General features: G+C 50.0%; 19 protein-coding genes and 2 pseudogenes. 10 read left to right on the top strand and 11 right to left on the bottom strand.

All coding sequences use genetic code 11. The features are described 5' to 3' along the window. Positions 1-61: 61 nt before the first annotated feature. A complete protein-coding gene (amrS, locus tag QUW60_RS04140) occupies positions 62-961 on the bottom strand; it encodes an AmmeMemoRadiSam system radical SAM enzyme (protein WP_289558622.1) in 900 nt (299 codons plus the stop codon). Beyond that, a complete protein-coding gene (gene amrB / locus QUW60_RS04135) occupies positions 942-2,423 on the bottom strand; it encodes an AmmeMemoRadiSam system protein B (protein ID WP_289558620.1) in 1,482 nt (493 codons plus the stop codon). Before amrB ends, amrS begins: the two co-directional genes overlap by 20 nt. A 109-nt stretch (positions 2,424-2,532) precedes the next feature. On the opposite strand from amrB, the gene QUW60_RS04130 reads away from it, so the two are divergent. Beyond that, on the top strand, positions 2,533-2,685 hold the full coding sequence (locus QUW60_RS04130; RefSeq protein WP_258337452.1) for a YqaE/Pmp3 family membrane protein: 153 nt from the start codon (positions 2,533-2,535) through the stop codon (positions 2,683-2,685). A gap of 11 nt (positions 2,686-2,696) precedes the next feature. Here the strand turns inward: QUW60_RS04130 and QUW60_RS04125 are convergent, their stop codons facing one another. Further along, positions 2,697-3,965, bottom strand: a complete 1,269-nt coding sequence (locus QUW60_RS04125; RefSeq protein WP_353479591.1) for a M23 family metallopeptidase — start codon at positions 3,963-3,965, stop codon at positions 2,697-2,699. 147 nt (positions 3,966-4,112) lie between these two features. Here QUW60_RS04125 and QUW60_RS04120 point away from each other — a divergent pair, with 147 nt between their 5' ends. After that, the gene (locus QUW60_RS04120; protein ID WP_289558617.1) at positions 4,113-4,799 is read left to right on the top strand and encodes a DUF2461 domain-containing protein; all 687 of its coding nucleotides are present in this window, start codon (positions 4,113-4,115) and stop codon (positions 4,797-4,799) included. 5 nt (positions 4,800-4,804) lie between these two features. Here the strand turns inward: QUW60_RS04120 and QUW60_RS04115 are convergent, their stop codons facing one another. Beyond that, entirely contained in the window at positions 4,805-5,653 is an 849-nt protein-coding gene (locus QUW60_RS04115) for an MBL fold metallo-hydrolase (protein ID WP_289558615.1), read from the bottom strand. 330 nt (positions 5,654-5,983) lie between these two features. On the opposite strand from QUW60_RS04115, the gene QUW60_RS04110 reads away from it, so the two are divergent. The 3 genes from QUW60_RS04110 to QUW60_RS04100 all read left to right on the top strand — a co-directional run bounded on the left by QUW60_RS04110 (position 5,984) and on the right by QUW60_RS04100 (position 8,192). Continuing rightward, positions 5,984-6,421 carry an Hsp20/alpha crystallin family protein gene (locus QUW60_RS04110; protein ID WP_258337455.1) on the top strand — a complete coding sequence of 146 codons (438 nt, stop codon included), beginning with the start codon at positions 5,984-5,986 and terminating at the stop codon, positions 6,419-6,421. A gap of 144 nt (positions 6,422-6,565) precedes the next feature. Then, complete coding sequence (locus QUW60_RS04105; protein WP_258337456.1) at positions 6,566-7,528, top strand: YitT family protein; 963 nt, start codon at positions 6,566-6,568, stop codon at positions 7,526-7,528. Between the two features lie 253 nt (positions 7,529-7,781). Next, on the top strand, positions 7,782-8,192 hold the full coding sequence (locus QUW60_RS04100; protein WP_258337457.1) for a 2-amino-4-hydroxy-6-hydroxymethyldihydropteridine diphosphokinase: 411 nt from the start codon (positions 7,782-7,784) through the stop codon (positions 8,190-8,192). Here QUW60_RS04100 and QUW60_RS04095 read toward each other — a convergent pair. Continuing rightward, positions 8,179-9,000: an exodeoxyribonuclease X C-terminal domain-containing protein gene (locus tag QUW60_RS04095; protein WP_289558613.1), complete on the bottom strand. Its 822-nt coding sequence runs from the start codon at positions 8,998-9,000 to the stop codon at positions 8,179-8,181. The genes QUW60_RS04100 and QUW60_RS04095 overlap by 14 nt on opposite strands. A 196-nt stretch (positions 9,001-9,196) precedes the next feature. Between QUW60_RS04095 and uxaC the strand changes: the two genes are divergently transcribed. The 3 genes and pseudogenes from uxaC (at position 9,197) to QUW60_RS15170 (ending at position 11,665) form a co-directional block, all read left to right on the top strand. Continuing rightward, positions 9,197-10,600: a glucuronate isomerase gene (gene uxaC, locus QUW60_RS04090; RefSeq protein WP_289558611.1), complete on the top strand. Its 1,404-nt coding sequence runs from the start codon at positions 9,197-9,199 to the stop codon at positions 10,598-10,600. Between the two features lie 18 nt (positions 10,601-10,618). Then, a pseudogene (locus QUW60_RS04085) lies at positions 10,619-11,110 on the top strand (GNAT family N-acetyltransferase); the annotation flags it as partial. After that, complete coding sequence (locus QUW60_RS15170; RefSeq protein WP_491745705.1) at positions 11,096-11,665, top strand: HEAT-like fold family protein; 570 nt, start codon at positions 11,096-11,098, stop codon at positions 11,663-11,665. The pseudogene QUW60_RS04085 and the gene QUW60_RS15170, both read left to right, overlap by 15 nt. Here QUW60_RS15170 and QUW60_RS04080 read toward each other — a convergent pair. The 3 genes and pseudogenes from QUW60_RS04080 to QUW60_RS04070 form a co-directional block, all read right to left on the bottom strand. Then, the gene (locus QUW60_RS04080) at positions 11,636-11,986 is read right to left on the bottom strand and encodes an MGMT family protein (protein WP_289558609.1); all 351 of its coding nucleotides are present in this window, start codon (positions 11,984-11,986) and stop codon (positions 11,636-11,638) included. The genes QUW60_RS15170 and QUW60_RS04080 overlap by 30 nt on opposite strands. A 21-nt stretch (positions 11,987-12,007) precedes the next feature. Beyond that, complete coding sequence (locus QUW60_RS04075; RefSeq protein ID WP_289558607.1) at positions 12,008-12,550, bottom strand: energy transducer TonB; 543 nt, start codon at positions 12,548-12,550, stop codon at positions 12,008-12,010. A 293-nt stretch (positions 12,551-12,843) separates the two neighbouring features. Next, positions 12,844-13,035, bottom strand: a pseudogene (locus QUW60_RS04070) (HlyD family secretion protein); the annotation flags it as partial. Positions 13,036-13,153: 118 nt separating this feature from the next. On the opposite strand from QUW60_RS04070, the gene QUW60_RS04065 reads away from it, so the two are divergent. Together QUW60_RS04065 and guaA are read left to right on the top strand one after the other, a co-directional pair. After that, entirely contained in the window at positions 13,154-13,768 is a 615-nt protein-coding gene (locus tag QUW60_RS04065; protein WP_258337464.1) for a flavodoxin family protein, read from the top strand. Positions 13,769-13,937: 169 nt separating this feature from the next. Next, complete coding sequence (guaA, locus tag QUW60_RS04060) at positions 13,938-15,491, top strand: glutamine-hydrolyzing GMP synthase (protein WP_258337465.1); 1,554 nt, start codon at positions 13,938-13,940, stop codon at positions 15,489-15,491. 99 nt (positions 15,492-15,590) lie between these two features. On the opposite strand, the gene QUW60_RS04055 is transcribed toward guaA, so the two are convergent. From QUW60_RS04055 to QUW60_RS04045, 3 genes are all read right to left on the bottom strand, one after another. Then, a complete protein-coding gene (locus QUW60_RS04055; protein WP_289558603.1) occupies positions 15,591-17,534 on the bottom strand; it encodes a transglycosylase domain-containing protein in 1,944 nt (647 codons plus the stop codon). A gap of 75 nt (positions 17,535-17,609) precedes the next feature. Beyond that, on the bottom strand, positions 17,610-18,389 hold the full coding sequence (locus tag QUW60_RS04050; RefSeq protein WP_289558600.1) for a metallophosphoesterase: 780 nt from the start codon (positions 18,387-18,389) through the stop codon (positions 17,610-17,612). Between the two features lie 2 nt (positions 18,390-18,391). After that, positions 18,392-20,800 (bottom strand): DUF262 domain-containing protein, encoded by a 2,409-nt coding sequence (locus tag QUW60_RS04045; RefSeq protein WP_289558598.1) that lies wholly within the window; start codon positions 20,798-20,800, stop codon positions 18,392-18,394. Positions 20,801-20,802: the final 2 nt, after the last annotated feature.

Genomic DNA, 20,802 nt, shown 5'->3' with positions numbered 1-20,802 from the left:
CATACCGTTTTTTATTCCACAGCTCTGCCCGCTGCGCCCGCATTTCCGGATTTTTGTGCCGCTACACATTTCCCAGATAAACATGGCGGATTCCGCATTCAGCCGCCACCTCACGCGCCCGAACCAGCGTCCGTACGGGAGTCGGGTACAGTTCGCTCATGCGGTATTGCGGAAAGAAACGGGTAAAATGCAGCGGATTCTCTCCAAAGCCATGAGCCGCAAGCCAACGGCACATGCGCCGTATCATTTCCATGTCATCGTTCACGCCCGGAATCAGCAGGTTGGTTATCTCAATCCACACCCCTGCCTCCTTCATCAGTTCCAGCGAACGGAGGACGGGTGCGAGCGAAGCGCCGCAGACCGATTTGTACAGATTGTCAGAAAAAGATTTCAAGTCGACATTCGCTGCGCTCACATACGGCAGCAGATCCTTCAGCGGTGCTTCGTTTACATAGCCTGCCGTGACCAGAATGTTCTGCAGCCCGGCTTCGCTGCAGGCGCGGGCACAGTCGCGGGTATACTCAAGGTATGTAAGCGGTTCTGTATATGTATAGGCCACAAGCCGGCAGGAGGCTTTCTCCGCCAAAGCAACCACATCGTCCGGTGCCAGACAGCGGAAGTCCAGTTCGTCCGGAGCTGCCTGCGAGATACGCCAGTTCTGGCAGTTCCTGCACGACAGGTTGCAGCCTGCCGCGGCAAGCGAAAGGCAGTCATCGCCGGGATGAAAGTGGAGCAGCGGCTTCTTCTCCACCGGATCAACCTGCACGGCACAAACCTTGCCGTATGCGTCGGTCCACAGTCTGCCCTCACGGTTCATCCTGCTTCTGCAATGCCCGCGGGCACCTTCCTTCAAGCGGCAGTTGTGCGGGCAAAGACGGCACACGGCCGTTCCGTCAGCGCACCGCTCATAATACTCCGCTTCACGACAGGGTATCTGCTGCTTATTCAACCTCGCCTTCATCAAAGACCTCCGCTTCGTATACATAAAGTTCGGCACTTCGCCAGCCGTTCCATCCGATGCCCGCCTTGTCGCGCGCGCAATGCCCCAGAAACTCCTCCTTCGTCCAATGCGTTTCTTCGGCCACCTGCGGCAGGAAGGTGCCGCTGCGCGCATCCTTCACCATGAAGATGCCATGCTTTCCCAGTTCAAACTCCTCAACGGAATGAATCTTTCTCAGCGGAGAAAGCACAGAAATGTCGATGCGCACATCCTTCATCTCTTCAAGCGTCACAGGCCTGAAGCGGGCATCTTCGAAAGCCGCCGCCCGCGCCATGTCCGATACGGTGAGATAAAGCGGACGCCTGCCCGCCAGCATACCGATGCATCCGCGCAGCTTTCCGTTCAGGTGAAGGGTGACAAATGCACCGCAGTTCATCTTCAGCGTGTCTGTCAGACGTGCAGAATCATACGGCAGTTCCATCTTCCCTTCCAGTTCATTCTCAATGCTCTTGCGGGCTATCCGCAGCAGTTCGGCCTTCTCCGCAGCACGCAGCGAAAACGTATCACTGACATGCCTGAAGGTTTTTCCGCCGCCGCCCTCCGACACGGCAAACGCATGGTAGCCTACCACCTCGTCACGTCCGCCGTAAGGCGAATCGCCCGAATTGCAGTAGCCCAGATGCTTCATTTGCAGACCGGGAGTTTGCTGCATCATCAGCAACAGTACGGCTATGGGAGCCTGTCCGCAGGCACTGGTCAGCAGGTTCTGATAACCGTGCGACGAGTTGCCGGCAATGGCACGCATGAAATTTTCCACCGATGCTGAAAGAATGGCATCTCCCGTTGCCTTGTCCGCCTTGCAGGCATCCGCATAAGGAGGATAGTGAGAAAAGTCGCTGCTGATGACAAACAGGTTCTCGGATGTAAAATAAGGCAGCAAAGCTTGAGCCACACGTTCCAGTTTTTCAATCCGCTGTGTTCCCACAATGACAGGCACAATAGGCGGAACGCTCTGAAGCCTTTGCTGGAGAAAAGGCAGCTGCACCTCCAGGCAATGTTCTTTCTGATGCGCCTGAGGCAAATAGCAGAACACATCGTCCGAATGCGCCAGCCTTTCACATGTTTCCTGATCGACCTTAACCTCTCCGAGCGGAGTCGCATAAGCCGGACTGGCACCGTTGACAGAGGCTCCGTCGAACGCTGCCCGGTGGCTGGGACCCAGCAGAAACACGCGGCGGTAATGCGCAGACGGAGCAATGCAGGCATAAGCCTTCGAAGCCGTAGCACCAGAAAATACATAGCCGGCATGGGGAACAATAATGGCCCGGACGCTTGATATACTGTCCGTTCCGGCCTCCGACAGAAAACGGTTCACCTCTGACCTCAGCGTATCAGGATCAGCGGGATAGAAGCGTCCCGCCACCGCAGGCCGGCGTATTTCGCCGCCCGCCTGCGAAAATGAAGGAATAACATGTGCAGTCATAATGCATATAACAGATAAAAACTTCAAAATCCGATTCATCTGACAAAAAATTTGCTGGTTCACAAAAAAAATCTACCTTTGAAACCATTAACCCCAAATTAATTAGATTATGTCAGTTTTCAGAGTGATTCTCTCGATTATTTTTCCGCCTTTGGCCGTATTCGACAAAGGCTGCGGCTCCATACTTATCGTGTTCATTCTCACGCTCTTCGGATGGATACCAGGAGTCATCGCAGCCCTGGTGATACTCAACAAGTCGTAATCCGGCAGGCATTATCCGGCCACGGAATCGGCCATGGCCTCCAACCGCCTTACCAATGAATCGCGCAGCGACACGAACTGAGGCATCAGCTCAGGCTTGACCGGCTTTTTGGGCTGCGACTTGATGAGAAGCGGGTTGATGGGCTTTCCGTTCTCAAACACGCGGAAGTCAAGATGCGGCCCCGTTGAAAGTCCCGTCGATCCGACATAGCCGATCACTTCCTTCTGCTTTACGGCCGATCCCACCTTGATGCCTTTCGCAAAGCGCGACAGATGCATGTAGGTTGTGACGTACACGCTGTTGTGGCGAATTTTCAGGTAGTTTCCCGCACCGTTCGGCTGATAGGCTTTGGCTATGACTTTTCCGTTGCCGATCGCATAGACCGGAGTCCCTTTGGGCGCCGCATAGTCCACTCCGTGGTGCGCGCGGTAACGGCGGAGCACCGGATGGAAGCGGCTGTTGGAGAACCTCGACGTAATGCGGTAGAAGTCGAGCGGAGCTTTCAGAAACGCCCCCTCCAGACTGTTCCCTGTCACGCCATAGTACAGTTCCTCTCCGTCCTGAGTGAAAGGGATGGCATAATATGTGCTGTCCGAATGGCGGAAAGAAGCGGCAAGCACATGAAAATTGTCAAGTTCCTTGCCGTCTACACACTCCTGCTCGTAAACCACCCTGAACTCATCTTCTTTCTGAAGGCTGAAAAAGTCGATAGACCATCCGTAGATATTGGAAAGCACAAGCGCCAGCAACGGCGAGGCGTCACACTTCTCCATGGCAAGCCACAGTGAAGACTCTACCCTGCCTCTGATTTCCTTCTGCTTCCATTCCACCGGGTTCTCTCCCCTATACACCCGGTAATCTCCCCGCAGATCAAACACTACGTATGACTTCGGAGTTTCCTCATAAACGAAAAACATGGTCTGCGGGATGCTGTCCTTGGTCTTGAAAACCGCATAGGCCTGTCCGTCGCGTATCTTCCGCACGTCAAACACGTCTTTTGCCTTCTCATTCAGATCATGGATATTCCTCGATGTCAGCCCGTGGTTAGACAAGATGGACGAAAGGTTCTGGTTGCGCTCCACGATTCCGTAATCCACCTTGTAACGGTCCACCGGTATTCCATATTCCAGCACCAGCCGTTCAACTTCCGCCGAATCGGTCACCTCCACTTCATCAGGCTCGTCGCCGGCTTTCGGCTTCGGCCAGAAAATAAACCCCAGGGCGATAACGCCTATAACTGCTGCGGAAACGATCCGCCATTTCTTTCCGAACTTCATCATATATTCCAGTTTGTTATTTCCTGACAAATATACATTTTTTATCCGAGAGAGAATATCCCATCCGATAAAACGTTATTTTTGCAGAAGAAAAACCGCATATCGGGAAACGGCTGTCCACCCGCCCCGGTATCTCAAAAAAGAAACAAGATGAAAGAAATAATTGAGTTTTTATCTCGGCTGGAGAAAAACAACAACCGGGAATGGTTTCACGAACACAAAAGCGACTATCTTGCGGCGCAGGAAAAGTTCAACGGATTCACTGAAAAGCTGATTGCCGGCATAGCCGGATTCGATGAGTCTGTCAGCGGACTGACCGCCAAGGAATGCACCTACCGCATCTACCGCGACACCCGTTTCTCTCCCGACAAGCGGCCATACAAATGCCACATGGGCGCATTCATCTGCCCGGGAGGGAAAAAATCCGGATTCTCGGGCTATTATTTTCAGATCGGTCCGCACGAAGCGGGTTATCCGGGCGGAAACATGCTTGCCTCAGGGGATTACTGTTTCAACCCCAAAGCGCTCCGGATTCTCCGCGAAGACATCTGCAACGATAATGGAGAGTTTGAAAAGACGCTCCGACAGGCTCCCCTGTTCAGCCTCGACAATTCCGACATGCTGAAAAGAGTGCCCAACGGATTCCCCAAAGACGCACCTTTCTCTCCTTACCTGATGTACCGCACCTATTGCCTGGTCTACGAACCGGGGAAGGATTTCATGCTGAAAGGGAATCTGCTGGAACGCACCATTGATGCGTTCCGCACGACAAAGCCTTTCATCGCTTATCTGAACCGCGCCATCAGTTTCGCGAACGAAGAAGCGGCGGCACGCTGACCTCATTATCTGAACGCCGGCATGGGCAGATGCATGCCGGCCATCGTGAGTCCGTTCTTCCTTGCATAGTCAAGCAGAATCCGGCGAGTGGCTACGGCCTCCTGCTTGTCCATATCGTAGGAAGCGCAGATATCAGGATTCACCGTCTGCAACGCAGCTCCATGCATCAAATCTCCAACAACCAGCAGCTTGCCGATCTGATACGCCGTATGTCCCGGCGTGTGCCCGGCAGCCTTGATAGCCATGACATGTCCCGGAAGTTCATCCCCGAACTCGAACAGATGGAGCCTGTCCTTATACGCTTCCATCGTTTTCACCACCTGCGCTTTCTTCTCCGCATCCATTTTCATCCATGCGTCATATTCCGCTTTTGAGGCATATACTTGCGCTTTCGCAAACACCACGGTGTCGCCTTTCATCATACCGCCGATATGGTCGCCGTGAAAATGAGTGAGATACAGGTATTCCACCTCGTCCGGAGCAATTCCCAAGGCCTTCAGTCCGGTCTGAAGCTGGCTGTCTGAAGCCCCCACCCCCGTATCGAAAAGAATCCGCTTTCCGCCTGTTTCTACCAGAAACGTACTGACCGACGAAGGAATGCCGTCTTTCAGCCCCAAGGAATCGGCAAGCTGCGATGCATTTTGGTCAAACAACCCTACGGGCATCAGCTTATCGTGGCTGTTGTCGCGGATCCAGGTAGCTTTTACACTGTCCAGCCGGATTGTCTTTACTCCCATATATACCGTGGCTGTAATGGAGTCGGCCTCGTCTGCCGCCTGCTTCTTGGCTGATCCGCCACAGGCCGAAGCCAGTATCATGACTGCACCGGCCAACAGAATCATTGACTTTTTCATATCTTATACCTGTTATATAAATGTTCTTTCCCTGCAAATATACCTTTTTCTTGTGATTCAAGCAACACTTTTCTGACATAACGACACTATAAACGACATTTTGACAAACGCTTCCCTCCATGAATTTGGCTAATAAAGTTTGCACAGAATTAAATAGGCCGACAATTTGTTTAAAGAATTATCCGAAATGTGAAATGCTCTGGCCTGGAAAGTGACATTATGTCAAAAGGCACAGTCTTTGCAATTTAATGGGTGAATTCCGAAGCCGAAAGGCAGAGGGATTAAAAAACAAATTGAATGTATAACAATTAAAAATAGGAGATTACAACTATGATGCCGACTAGAAAAAATTACAGTCAGAACTGGTTACCGAGTATCTTTAATGATTTCTTTGATAACGACTGGATGGTAAGAGCCAACGCTACAGCTCCTGCAATCAATGTCATCGAAAGCGACAAAGACTACAAGGTTGAAGTAGCTGCTCCGGGTATGACAAAAGACGATTTCAACATCCATTTGAGTGAAGACAACGAACTGGTCATTTCAATGGAAAAGAAGAATGAGTCGAAAGAAGAGGACAAGGAAAACAAGAAGTATCTGCGCCGCGAGTTCTCATACTCAAAATTCGAACAGAGGCTGGTTATTCCGGACGATGTGGAGAAAGAAAACATCAACGCAAATGTCAGCGACGGTGTGTTGACCATTGATCTTCCGAAACGTACTCCCGAAGAAAAAGCCAAAGTCAACCGTGTGATTGAAATCCACTAATCGATTCTCATCGGAATAGAGGGGATGTGCCGCAATCTGAAAGCGAAAAGGGCGCATCCCCTTTTTTATGTCCAAATCAATCCGCCCGCTTCATTTCATTATTCGGAAATAGTTTTGTATATTTGCTGCATAAAAATGGAGTTTATGAAACAAACAGTATTTTCGTGGATTCAGATACTGGCGGGCTGTACCATACTGGCCGCCGGCTTTGTCTTCTTTATCAACCCTTACAACATCGTGCCGGGAGGAGTTTATGGCGCAAGCATCGTGCTGCACAACCTTTTTCCGTCAATCCAGGTGGGTACTTTCGGATACATGTTCGACATTCCCCTGCTCATACTGTCAGTCATTTTTCTCGGCGCAAAGCTGGGAGGAAGAACGATTGCGGCCGCACTGACCACTCCCCTGCTCATGAACCTGATTTCCAGACTCGCATACCCCAGCAAAGAAGCATTGCAGGCGCTCGATCCGGCGCAGCTGCTGGGAGGAAGCATGGACTTGTCCGAGCATCTGATGCTTACCTGCATCATCGGTTCCGTACTGATAGGAATTGGAACCGGCATCGTCATACGCAATCAGGCAACCACCGGCGGAAGCGACATCGTGGGAATGTTTCTCCAGAAATACTGCCACATCCGGTTTTCGCACGCGATTCTGTTTGTTGACGGAACGGTTGTGTGCTTCGGACTGCTTGTCATCGGATTCGGAATCGGCAGCGCGGACGGCTCTTCGCAACCTTCATGGCATCTGTCCTTCTATTCGTTGATTGCCATCTATATCATATCCCGTGTCATTGCATACGTCATAAACGGATCAAAGAACGACAAGCTGATTTTTGTCATCAGCGACAAAAAAATGACTGAACTGCATGACTATATCCTGAAAGACCTCGACCGCACGGCAACATACATCAAAAGCAGCGGACTGTATTCAGGAGCAGACAAAGAAATGCTTTTTCTTGTTGTCAGCTACAAGGAAGTGGCGGGCGTGAAACTGAAGATCAAGCAGGCCGATCCGCGGGCCTTCGTCGTGGTCACAGACGCTTACGACACTTTCGGAGAGGGCTGGAAGCAGCTTCCCTCGCCCAACGAAATCACTCCCGAATAAAAAAGCCGGATTGGGCGGCATGCGGTATTCCCGATAAATTTGTCAAACAGGCCTTAAAGAATGATGCAATCAGCAATTTAAGATAACGGGTAATTTTGATCAAGATAACGGGTAATTTCAGGTAAAAGACCGCGGTCTTTTGATCAAGATGACGAATCATTTTTCAACCTGTCCAATTGCGGCACTTTCATTTCCGTATGTCTGAAGAAAAGCATATATTTGCGTCCGCCGTAAACGAAGAACAAGCAGATTTATGAATAAAGCCCATCATTGCCTTCTGTGTCTGGGATCCAACTCCAATGCCGAACTCCATCTGAAACAGGCGGAAACGGCGCTGGGATTTCTGTTTCCCGACATCCGGTGGGGAAAGGCCGTAAACACTTTGCCCGAAGGGGACCAGTCGAAGACGCCAAGCTACCTCAACCGGATTGCCTGCTTCAGGACAACCCTGGAAGCAAACGAGGTTGCCCGGATCTGCAAGGAGATAGAAAGGGAAAACGGACGCACTCCCGAAGACAAGGACAAAGGGCTTGTCCCGTTAGACATCGACCTGCTCAAGTATGACAACCGGGTGCTGAAACCCGCGGATCTGAGCAAAGACTACGTGCGAAAGGCTATGGAAGCCTTCCCTGACAAACGTAAAGACCGGATCAATAGATCCTGACATATCCCAGCCGCGTATAGCGCACCCCGTGCGATTCATAATGCGCCAGCACCTTAGCCGATTTCACCCGCAGCACTTCGTACCTGTTCACTTTCCGGCTCCGGCAACTGAGGGCATTGGGAGTCAGGCTTCCGGCGGCGGCTTTTATCAGAAACGTGAAGCGGTTGCCGTCACGGTCGGCCGCCAGCACGTTCTGGTCTACAAAGAAGTCCGGCTTATAGGTATCCACCTGAAGGCGCACGTTAAGCACAGTCAGTTCCAGGTCTTTCAGCCTGTCGCCGACATTTCTGACAAATTTGCTTACCGAAGAGATGCGGGGCTTGTGGACCGTAAACTCGAAATGGACGATGACAAGAAAACCGGCCAGCTCCTTCAGACGGTCATACTTCTTGCTGCTTGCCACAAACTTGTTTGCAAGCCAGTACACATACGACGGGTCAATGTAAGAAATCTCAGAAAGATGCTTGCCTTTGTATTTTCCGAACGGAATGACAGTGTCTGATTCGGCATAAAAAGCTTCAAGATCGGAACCGGAAGCTATGTCAAGCCCCACATTGCAGTTTTGCAGCAAGGCAAACGCACGGTCGACCGACTGGTCAAACACAACTCCCAGCGTGCGGACAAAGACCGGAACTTCACGCTGCGCAAACTTCCGCCACAAAGCATAATAAGGGCGGTATTTTGTAGCCAGACTGATCAGGTATACCCCGTTGTCACGCGTCCTTCCCCGATTGAATGTGCCGATCCGCTCCAATTGCTTGCCGGCAATTTCCGGGGCCAAACGATATAGTTCATCATTCCATCCCATCTGCTCTCCTCCTTTTCGCCAAGATAAGAAAAAAAATCCGCAAAAGCAAGCAATCCGCCAATCGATATTCCCCATGGACTGCAAAAGCACAGGCATTGCAGCAGCAAAACATTTTGCATTTAAAAATAAAATTCATACATTCGTGTCCGATAACGGAAAAAACGAATTTACTACCTACGATAAAAACACAACAATCATGAAAAAGTTTATGGACGAGAATTTCCTGCTGCAAACTGAAACTGCTCAGGATCTGTATCACAACCATGCCGCCAAACTGCCGATCATCGACTACCACTGCCACCTGGACCCGAAGATGGTGGCCGAAGACTATCAGTTCAAGTCAATCACCGAACTCTGGCTTGGAGGCGACCACTATAAATGGCGGGCCATGAGAAGCAACGGCGTAGAAGAACGCTACTGCACGGGGGACGCTTCCGACTGGGAAAAGTTTGAGAAATGGGCGGGAACCGTTCCTTATACGCTGCGGAATCCGCTTTATCACTGGACGCACCTGGAACTGAAAACGGCTTTCGGAATCACCAAGACCCTGAATCCGGATACAGCGCGCGAAATATTTGACGAATGCAACGCCAAACTGGCGACACCCGAATTTTCCGCACGGAACCTGATGAGGCGTTACCGTGTAGAAACCGTGTGCACGACCGATGACCCTGCCGACTCGCTCGAATACCACATAGCCACCCGCAAGAGCGGATTTGAAATAAAGATGCTGCCTACCTGGCGTCCGGACAAGGCCATGGCAGTGGAGGTGCCGTCCGAGTTTAGAGCCTACATGGAGAAACTGTCTGAAGCCAGCGGCATCCGGATTTCAACGTTCGACGACATGATCGACGCATTGCGCAAACGGCACGCATTCTTTGCCGAACAAGGATGCAAGCTCTCTGACCACGGCGTAGAAGAATTCTATGCAGAAGACTATACCGAAGCGGAGATCAAAGCCATCTTCGACAAAGTATACGGAGGGACAGAGCTGACCCGCGGCGAAATGCTGAAGTTCAAGTCGGCCATGCTGGTTGCCTTTGCCGAAATGGACTGGGAAACAGGATGGACCCAGCAGTTCCACTACGGAGCCATCCGAAACAACAACACCAAGATGTTCAGGCTGATCGGTCCGGACACCGGCTTTGACTCGATCGGCGAGTTTTCAACGGCAAAGTCCCTGTCCAAATACCTCGACCGGCTGAATACGGAAGGGAAACTGACAAAGACAATCCTGTATAACCTGAATCCATGCGCCAACGAAATGATTGCCACAATGATAGGCAACTTCCAGGACGGATCGGTACCCGGAAAGATACAGTTCGGTTCCGGCTGGTGGTTCCTCGACCAGAAGAACGGCATGGAAAAACAGATGAATGCCCTTTCGCTCCTCGGACTGCTGAGCCGCTTTGTGGGCATGCTCACCGACTCGCGGTCGTTCCTTTCCTATCCGCGCCATGAATATTTCCGCCGCACATTGTGCAACCTGCTCGGAAACGACGTGGAAAACGGAGAAATTCCGTTCTGCGAGATGGCACGCGTACGGCAGATGACAGAAGACATCAGCTACTATAACGCAAAGAAATTCTTCCAGTTCTGAAACGTAACGTTCCGAGAGATGTCCGAGAAATGCAAGAACAAGATCCATTGCTTCCTGAGGCCGGCAACCGTTGCAGACATTCGTGAGCTTCGCCGGCTTTTTCAGGATACCGTCCTCACTGTCAACGCAAAAGGCTATACGCCGGAAGAAGTGAAGGACTGGGCTTCATGTGGCGACAGCACGGCGCATTGGGAAGACCTGCTGTCGCGCTTCCACTTTCTTGTTGCGCTGAACGCCGGCAAGCAGATCGTGGGCTTCGCATCCGTCAACGGCGAAGGCTATCTGCACTCCATGTTCATCCACAAGGACTGGCAGCGGAAAGGCATCGCCTCCGCCCTTCTCTCGGAAATGGAATCTTATGCAGGCGGCCGGGGAACTGGCGAAATCATTTCAGAAGTCAGCATCACGGCACGCCCGTTTTTCGAGCGGCAGGGCTACACGGTAAGGAAAGAACAGAGAGCCCGTGCGAACCGGCTTGAACTGACTAACTTCGTAATGACAAAAAAAATTGCAGAAATGAATTACACTACTCTCCGGAAGCGGCTGTCGGGCAGACTTCACGAAGACGACATTCACGAAATCACTTTTTATGCGCAGGGCATAGAGGATGAACCCGTGAAGTCCGCCCTTTATACCCTGCTCTTCGATGAAGACAAACGGATAGCGGAGAATGCGGCATGGGTATTCGCACACTTCGACCTCCACAGCAACCAATGGCTTTACCCCAGGCACAATGAACTGATCGACGAAGCAATGCGCACGCCAAGCGGCACGAAACGCCGCCTGCTGCTCGGCCTGCTGTTGCGCCAGCCGTTTACGGAAAACGGTTTCCGGACAGACTTCTTCGACTTCTGCCTGAGATGCATCGTGGCATCGGATGAACCGACAGCCGTCAGATGCCTTTCCGTAAAGCTGGCCTGCGAACAATGCAAGTTCTCTCCCGAACTGCTTTCCGAACTCCGGACAACATTGGAGATGCTCGAACCGGAATCACTGTCCGCGGGAATGAAAACGGCACGAAGAAACACGCTGAAGTCAATCAGCGGCCTGATCAAAGCCCGCTAACTCCTCTGCACCGGAAAGCTTCCAGTTGCAGACTTTCATGTCCACACAGCCGTTTTTCCGGAACACAACCCCCTCTCCTCTCAGCAAACCGGCCTGTTCCGGCCAATGAGGCGCTGTTCTGCCCTGACTGTTCACCACACGATGGCAGGGAAGATGCAGACTGTCCGCAGCTTCAGACAACAGCCTTCCTACCAGCCGCGGGCAGCCGGGCCTTCCGGAAAGCCATGCTACCTGCCCGTATGTCAGCACTTTCCCGCATGGAATGGACGCAACCACATCATACACGTCTTTCCTGAAATCGGAACGTTCGTTACCAGCCATAATCAATCCTCACACTGCTTTTCATTTCAGACGCAGTCCGCCGGAAGCGTCCCGCGCAAATTCTACCGGAAGCACCACCCACACATTCACGGCTTTTCCTTCGTGCCGGCCGGGAATCCAACGGGGCATTTCCGAAACCACACGCACCGCTTCCTTGTCCAGATACGGATCCAGCGAACGGGCGATGCGCACTTCGCCTACACTGCCGTCCGACATTACAGCCAGACGGACTACAGCTTTTCCTTCAATCTCCTTCCCAGCCTCCGGTCCGGGATAACGCAGATGGCCGGAAATGTACCTTCTCAGCTCTTCCTGTCCTCCGGGAAAAGCCGGCATTTCCTCCACGAGTTCGTAAATCTCTTCGCAAGGAGAGGGACGACGCTCCACACTGCTGCCCGGCAGATCGGAAACGGTAACAGTGTCGTTCCGGGTCACCTCCTGCCGAAGCACAGATGCGTCCGCGCCCGCTGCCGGCCGGTGCTGTTTCCGGCAAGCCCCCACTCCGCCTCCCGCCGCGAGCACCAGCAAGACAGATATGATTTTCAACGGATCCATCGTTTTCATGTCCTTCAAGGTTGATGAAATTGATACGTCCAAATGTAAGCAAAAGAATCCGTTTTTCCAACCATCGGACAGGCTTTCTGTCATGCCATATCCGCACCAGCCTTTACCACAGGAACTTTCACAGTCTTATGAAACGGTATCATGGCCGAAAGAACAGCCAGCAGAACGGCAGCCAGCAACAGGTAGCCAAACAGGATCTTTATGCCCAGCAGCAAGCCTTGATCCTGCAAGATGCCGTAGAAGCCGGCATTTGTCAGCAAGAGCGGACCGTCATACCCTCCGTGGCTGGCAGCGGCATCCTGTATGGCTATATTCTTGCGCGAAGCCTCTATCCCCGAATGCAGCACGTCTTTTGCCCCCTTTGCGTCAAGCAGCGCAGCGTTCGCTTCTTCCAGCCGGATCCGGAATTCGGCATCTTCCAGCACCAGCAGCGTATCTCCGCGGTGCACATACTGATGCTCGGTGAAGCAAACCTTCTTGACATACCTTTCAACAATGTTATTTGAGCCTTATGCCAACCGCACGGCAGCTTTTTTACCTTATCTTTGCACCGCCGACAAACAGATCGGCATGATTCTATAAACTTTATAACAGCAAAAAAGAATGAAGGTATTATTGATTAACGGAAGTCCGCGGAGCAAGGGAAACACCTGCATCGCCCTGACAGAAGCGGCGAAAGCCTTGCAAGCAAACGGAATAGAAACGGAAATGATCTCTATCGGCACAAAGGCCGTGCAGGGATGCATCGCCTGCAACCGCTGTGCGGAGCTGGGCAGATGCGTGTTCAAGGATGAACTATATAATAAGGTAAGGGAAAAGCTGGAAACGGCAGACGGCATCATAATCGGCTCGCCGGTCTATTATGCCGGACCGAACGGCTCGCTCTGTGCGCTGCTCGACAGACTGTTTTATTCCGCATCGTCTTTGCTGCAATATAAACCCGCGGCATCGGTGGCCGTATGCCGGCGCGGAGGAGCGAGCGCCACGTTCGACCGACTGAACAAGTATTTTACAATCAGCAACATGCCTGTCGTAAGTTCACAATACTGGAACAGCGTACACGGACGGCTGCCGGGTGAAGCCTCGCAAGATGCCGAGGGATTGCAGACCATGCGCACGCTGGGAAACAATATGGCATGGATGCTGAAAAGCCTGAAGAACGGAGGACAGCAGGTGCCTGAAAAAGAAAAAGGCATCATGACGAGCTTCATACGCTGACACGGAAGGATGTCCTTTTCAGCTTCTACGGAAACGGGTTGCGGAAGGCCAGCAGGGTCCGGAGTGCCTTGCCGCAATTATTTTTCACGAAAAACAACCGCCGAATAGAATATCTGAATATTTCTCAGTATCTTTGCAGGCATTACGAACATTTTTTACATTACACAATATGCAGGAAAAAATTATCATCCTTGACTTCGGCTCACAGACCACACAGCTTATCGGACGCCGTGTGCGTGAACTGAACATGTATTGCGAAATTGTTCCCTACAACAAGTTTCCTCATGACGACCCGTCGGTTATCGGCGTCATCCTCTCGGGAAGCCCTTTCTCCGTATACGACGAAAAGGCTTTCAAGGTTGATCTGACAGGCATCCGGGGCAAATATCCCATTCTGGGCATCTGCTACGGAGCACAGTTCATGGCGTATGTCAACGGAGGAAAAGTGGAACCGGCCAACACCCGCGAGTACGGACGCGCGCATCTGGCGGAATTCGACAGCCAGAACCCGCTGCTGAAGGGAATCCGCAAGAACTCGCAGGTATGGATGAGCCACGGCGATACCATCACGGCTCTTCCGGACAATTTCGGAATAATCGCTTCGACCGACAAGGTTGCAGTGGCCGCTTATCAGGCAAAGAATGAAAAGCTCTGGGGAGTGCAGTTCCATCCGGAAGTTTACCACACGGAAGACGGAACGCAGATTCTGAAGAACTTTGTGGTTGACATCTGCGGAGGAAAGCAGGACTGGAGCGCGGCCTCGTTCATCGAAACTACGGTTGCAGCCCTGAAGGAACAAGTGGGCGACGACAAAGTGGTGCTCGGACTGAGCGGAGGCGTTGACTCGTCAGTGGCAGCCGTATTGCTGAACAAGGCTATCGGGAAAAATCTGACCTGTATCTTCGTGGATCATGGCATGCTCCGCAAAAACGAGTTCAAGAACGTGCTGCACGATTATGAGTGCCTCGGACTGAACGTGATCGGCGTGGATGCCAGCGAAAAGTTCTTTACCGAACTGGCCGGAGTGACCGAACCGGAACGCAAGCGCAAAATTATCGGAAAAGGCTTCATCGATGTGTTCGACGAAGAGGCGCACAAGATAAAGGACGTGAAGTGGCTGGCGCAGGGAACAATCTATCCCGACTGCATCGAATCGCTCTCCATCACCGGAACCGTGATCAAGAGCCATCACAATGTGGGCGGACTGCCTGAAAAGATGAACCTGAAACTCTGCGAGCCGCTGCGCCTGCTGTTCAAGGATGAAGTGCGCCGCGTAGGACGCGAACTGGGAATGCCGGAACACCTGATTACCCGCCATCCTTTCCCGGGACCGGGTCTGGCTGTCCGCATTCTGGGCGACATCACACGCGAAAAGGTACGCATCCTTCAGGATGCCGACGACATCTTCATCCAGGGCCTGCGCGACTGGAAGACAAAGGACGCCGACGGAAAAGAAACGTCACTTTACGACCAGGTATGGCAAGCCGGAGTCATCCTGCTTCCCGTGCAGAGTGTGGGCGTGATGGGCGACGAACGTACGTATGAGCGTGCGGTTGCCCTGCGTGCCGTAACCAGCACAGACGCTATGACAGCCGACTGGGCGCACTTGCCTTACGATTTCATGGCAAAGGTTTCCAACGACATCATCAACAAGGTGAAAGGGGTAAACCGCGTATGCTATGACATTTCGTCAAAACCGCCTGCCACAATCGAGTGGGAATAACATTTTCCCGCTCTTGACGCAATAAGGAAAGGTGCGCCGGAAACTAGTTCAGACCATCCCGGCGCACCTTTTTTTCATTTCAGCCGGACGGCGCTCGCCTTATTCCCGGACAGGATCCGGATTCCCGGCAGAAGGCTTGCCGGCAAAATACCGTTTCGCCTCCCCTCTCAGGATAACTTTGGAAATGTCTATCCCCGCAGCTTCCGTCTCCGAAATCACACCTTTCGCAACAAGCCGCCTGCCTATCAGACGGAAATATCCTTCCTGCGTGTCCTTCAGCCGTCCGTCTTCCGTAAACGACCACATGAAATGCTTCGGCCTTGGAATGATGGAAGCCAGGAAGATGGATTCTTCCAGCGTAAGGGCGGAAGGGCGTTTCGCAAAATAATAGTCTGCCGCCTCGCATATTCCATAAACCATCGGCCCCCACTCGGCTATGTTCAGATACACTTCATACATCCGCTCTTTCGATGTCAGGCGGCCCGTTTCAATCACCCAGACAATCAGCGCCTCTTCAAGCTTGCGCGCCAGATTCTTGTTGCGGTTCAAAAACACATTCTTCACCAGCTGCATCGAAATGGTGCTCCCTCCCCGTGCGAACTTGCGTTTCTTGAGATCGTAAATCATCGCCTCGCGCAACGCGTCGGTCAGAAAGCCCTGATGATAGAAGAAGGCTCCGTCTTCGCTCTGGAGTACAGCCGTCTGCATGGTCAGGGGAATGCTGTCGAGAGGCACAAAGTGATTCCACGAAGGTCCCACGGCAAAAGTGCGCACAGGAATCCCGCCTTCATAGGCCGTATATTCAAACTCTCCGGACATCTTCCGCAGATCCGAACGGCCGAACTGAAGAATCCTGAAATCTTTTGACTCCAGCCGCGAGTCAAACTTCAGGCTGTCAAGCAAAGAAAAATCTACGTCAACGAATCCCCTGTACGCCAGTTCGCCGCTCACACGCATACCGTCCAGATGCTCGAACAGTCCCTCGGGAAGGGACGAAAACAGTTCGTCGGCAGGAAACCACGGCTTGTTGACCGAAGCTGTAAAATGCCAGCCGAAAATGCCTTCCGCAGGCTGACCGTTCTTCTCCGCCCGCAAAAAAGGATGAAAAGCCAGCTTGTTGAAGCGGACCGTGCTGGCACTGTCAAGCTCAACGGCGTCCTTCTCCACAGAAATCCGGAAATCAATCGCTCCGTCATTCAGATTGACCGCCGAGGGAGAAAGCCTCCAATGACAGACTTCCAGACCTGCCACCTGCGCCTGGCCCGACAAGCGGACGCTCTCTCCTTTCCGCTCCTGCACAAACCGGCAGTACAGACTGTCGAACTTAATTTCCGCTCCCAGCCGCCGCTTGAGGTAAGGTACGGTCAGGTCGGGCGCGCTGACAGAAAGCGCAAGCCTGCGTTCCGCCGAATTGACTTCTCCTTTTGTCTGCCAGAGCTGGGTGTGCCCGTCTTCTTCAAAGGCAACCTTGCTCTCAAAACGATGGTTGCGGATGACAAACTCCGGGATGCTGAGCCGCACGGAATTGCTGTCTTTCCGCTCAGCGATGTCAATATCCGTCAGCCGGGCATCTGCCGGAAGCAGATCAAACAAGGCATCCAGCAGCAGTTCCGTCTTGCGCGCATAATCCGTTTCCGCGTGACTCCCGGCTGTCCCGGACTGATTCACGAACAGGAAATCATAGTTGGCCGCTTCCTTTTCCTTGAGGAAGTTTACCCTCAGGCCGTCCATGCTTACGCGTTCCACGTCCACCCTTCCGGCCAGCAGCTTCCATGCGCTGAGCTCCAGTTTGAGCGAGCGGAGGGCCAACAGCGTATCTCTCTGCCTGGGAAGCACATACAATCCTTCCAGCGAAACCTCGTCCAGTCCGTCAAACTGCAATTTGCCGTAGCCGATGTCAATCCGCATCCTTTCCTCCAGACCTGCAATCTTCTTGTCCGCCACATTCCGCAGAAACTGGCTGCGGAAAGCGAAAAGAACTGCACATACGGCCAACGCCGATGCAGCAGCGATTATCCCTATTTTCCGTTTCTTTGAAATCATTTTCCAATGCTTCTAAAAATCCACATCGATGCAAATATAGTCCATAAACGGCAATATCGTACACCGGCAATGCGATTATTTCAACATTGCTAACTCTTGAATATCAAGCAGACGAAATTTTGTTCCGGTAATCTCATCCAAACTCTCAGCAGAAGCATGAAAATGACCGTAGAACCAGTTGGAAAGAGGATGTCCATTTTCAATAAGCCATTCATACAACCGGGTAAGATCTTTCCGTTCCTTATCCAAATCGGAAGCCAATTCTTCATCGTTGGCACAGAAATGTTCCACATCGCCCTTGGTTAGCGGAGGACAGAAATCCGGTGCGGAATGAGTGATTACCGTATCAACCTTTATATTTTCAATTTCAAGGATTCGCAACTGTTCTTCATCATACCTGAAATACTCGTCTTTCCAGTACAAAGGCAACCGCTTTTTGCCAAAAATCCGATTATAGTCCATTTGCGAAAGCCTGAATTGCCTGTCAATGGAAACGGCACCGCCCACGCATAGAATATTGTGGCCTTTCGTATGTACAAGAGTATAATCCGGCAAGGTTTTCATATACGGATAATCAATCAGTTCCTTGTCAAAGAACAATGGGTCATCATGATTACCACGTACCATGAGCAGAAGCACGTTTTGCTTTTCCAACTTCTTATGCAGTTTCCGTTTATACAGGTCATCATAATACGCCAGTTTGTTGAACCCGAATCCGCAATCCCCGGCTACAATGACAATCGCATTCTCCATTCCTTTCTGCACGACATTGAAAGCGAGCGTTTCAAACTCGCCATGAATGTCGCCGCATACTGCAACAAAATCTTCCCTGTATGATAAGTCAAGGTATTGCATTATCAACCAAAAACTTTTTTGTATTCCATGTAATCGTTAATACACCGTTCTAATTCTCTTGTTAAATCCTCTGTAGTATTTATTAGACAGGCGTCTATTACCAATTTATCTGTAAAAGGAGTTTTCTTATCAATAAGACGAATATCTCCTTCATACATGTCAATCCATCCCCACGATTGCCAACGAAACCAATATGAAATAGATTTATATACATATTCAAACTGTATGTTTCGCCCCCAAAAGAAATCACAATTTTCGATTTTTTGGTCAGTGTATATATAGCCTTTCTGTTTATCGTTACAAGATATTTTACCTTCATATAATGAAGACAGAATTTCGTTTCGCTTGTTCGCTATTATATACTTTTTCCAGTCAGCCTTTACATTATATGGGTATAAAACATAATTATCATATCGCCAGTTCAGACTGCATCCTTTCTCTATATGTTCCAATAGCTTAGTAGTAACAAGTTCTTCTTGCACTTTTTTCTGCATAGTTTCATATTGAGATTCAAAACTCACCAGGCAAGAATAATAATCAGTTTCAATTTCAATATTATCCGAAATTAAAATCTCATGGATAGGTTTAATCCATTTCTTGTCCAACAAGACAGTTCTCCAGGAGTCATCAGCATTATCAAAAGTCATACCCCAAAATAAAGACCAATCCGTAAACTTGCTAATGAAGTAACGCAATAGCATGGTATCTTTTTGATACGCACCCTCCTTGCCAAAGAACACTTGTGCATTGTTCCATTTCTGATTAAAATTCCCCCAATCCAATTCGCCATTTTCATTACGGAACAGGAAACGTACCGCTCCTTTGAAGAAGGCATATTTCTCTGCTGATACAATTACTTCCTCCCATTTGATATCCTCGATAATCTTCTTAGCTTTTTCACGTTCCTCGTTTTGTTGCTCTGATGCAACATTCGATTTTATAATTTCATCAGAAGCCAAAAATCCATAAATGTCATGGCTATGTAAGCCCAATTCATCGACAAGCCTTAGGCTACCAATCATTGACTCGATGCTGTTGATATTTCCATTTGCTACTAAATTCCAAACTATGCGCATCCAACACTTGAAACTTCTTTCTTCATATTTACCCAGTTCAAAATATCTGCAAATAGCATGAAAAACAACTCTTTGAGGTTGAGTTAAAACGGTTATAGAATTATCCTTATACTCTGGAATGAAACGAAAATCATCTTGTTCATCCCATAAAGGAAGAAACTCCTTTTGTATATCTTTTAAAGATTCTTCTTTTCTATCAGAGATGAAAGAATGAAAATTCTCCAATGTCGTTTGCAACTTCTCCAATACCGCTTCTAATGACGGGATTTTATAAAATTCAAAATTTGTATATTGAAGTGCCGTATCATTTCCTTTATTCCCATACAAATGACAAAAACTTTTGTTTCCTTCAGCTTCATCCGCAGAATTTAATCCTAAGATCAGACTGTTCAATATATATCGGTTTAGGAAGGCAAAATAGATTTCATCTATTCGTTTTGACTCGGATCTGTTTCTCCAGAATATATCAGTCCATGTGGTATCCATCTTTATTGGAATACCATTGGCTTCATTTGACAGGCTTTTCCATTTACTGTTATCCTGTTCACTTTCTGCCTGCTCCAGAATAAACCCGATCAAATCGGCCTTGAAGTTCTCGAACATGGTCAACTGTTTGCCGCGGGCATTCATTTTAATATAAAGATCATCGGAAAGACCAAACTTCTCTAAAGGCAAATAATAAAATACGATCGGAGAATCACTGGACAATTCTTTCCAGTAGTATTCAAACCTTTCAAGACTTGTTTCACCAAACAGTTCCTCTATACCGTCTATGATATCCTCGCCTTTTTTATTGTTGATTTTCGTACCTCCAAGCATTCTCAGCATGGATTGGATGGTAGGATCTTGTTTCCATGCTGAATAGAACCAAGTTTGCCTTGTGATAAATTCAACAATATTCATTTGTGAGCATCCACTTGAATACTTACAATGAGCGCAAATGAATGTCTTGAAATTATTTTCATCACACAAATGTTCGCAAAATTCACGGGATGAAATTCTTGTTTCGTAAGTAAAGTTCTTTAAAATACAACCGACTTTTCCCAACTTTCCTGCTCTTAGTGCTATGTACCAATGTAATAGCCACAACGTAGTCAATCGTTGCTGACCATCCAGAGGTTGCAATTTCCCGTTTTCGACAGAACCATATACAAAATCAAGTTTTAATTCCTTCTCATCATCTTCTTCGTCTAAGGCTTCTTTCAGATTCGCCAGAAAACCTTGGCGCAAGTATTCTTTACCTAATCTTCCCTGTGCGTAATCACGTTGTATAATAGGAATCTCGATTTTGTTTTTCTGTATGAAACTCCAAAATGTTATCTTATTTCCTGTCATAA

Origin of the sequence: Bacteroides gallinaceum, assembly GCF_030373775.1 — a bacterium.
Lineage (GTDB): Bacteria > Bacteroidota > Bacteroidia > Bacteroidales > Bacteroidaceae > Phocaeicola > Phocaeicola excrementipullorum.
This window is presented reverse-complemented; position numbering and strand designations above follow the sequence as displayed.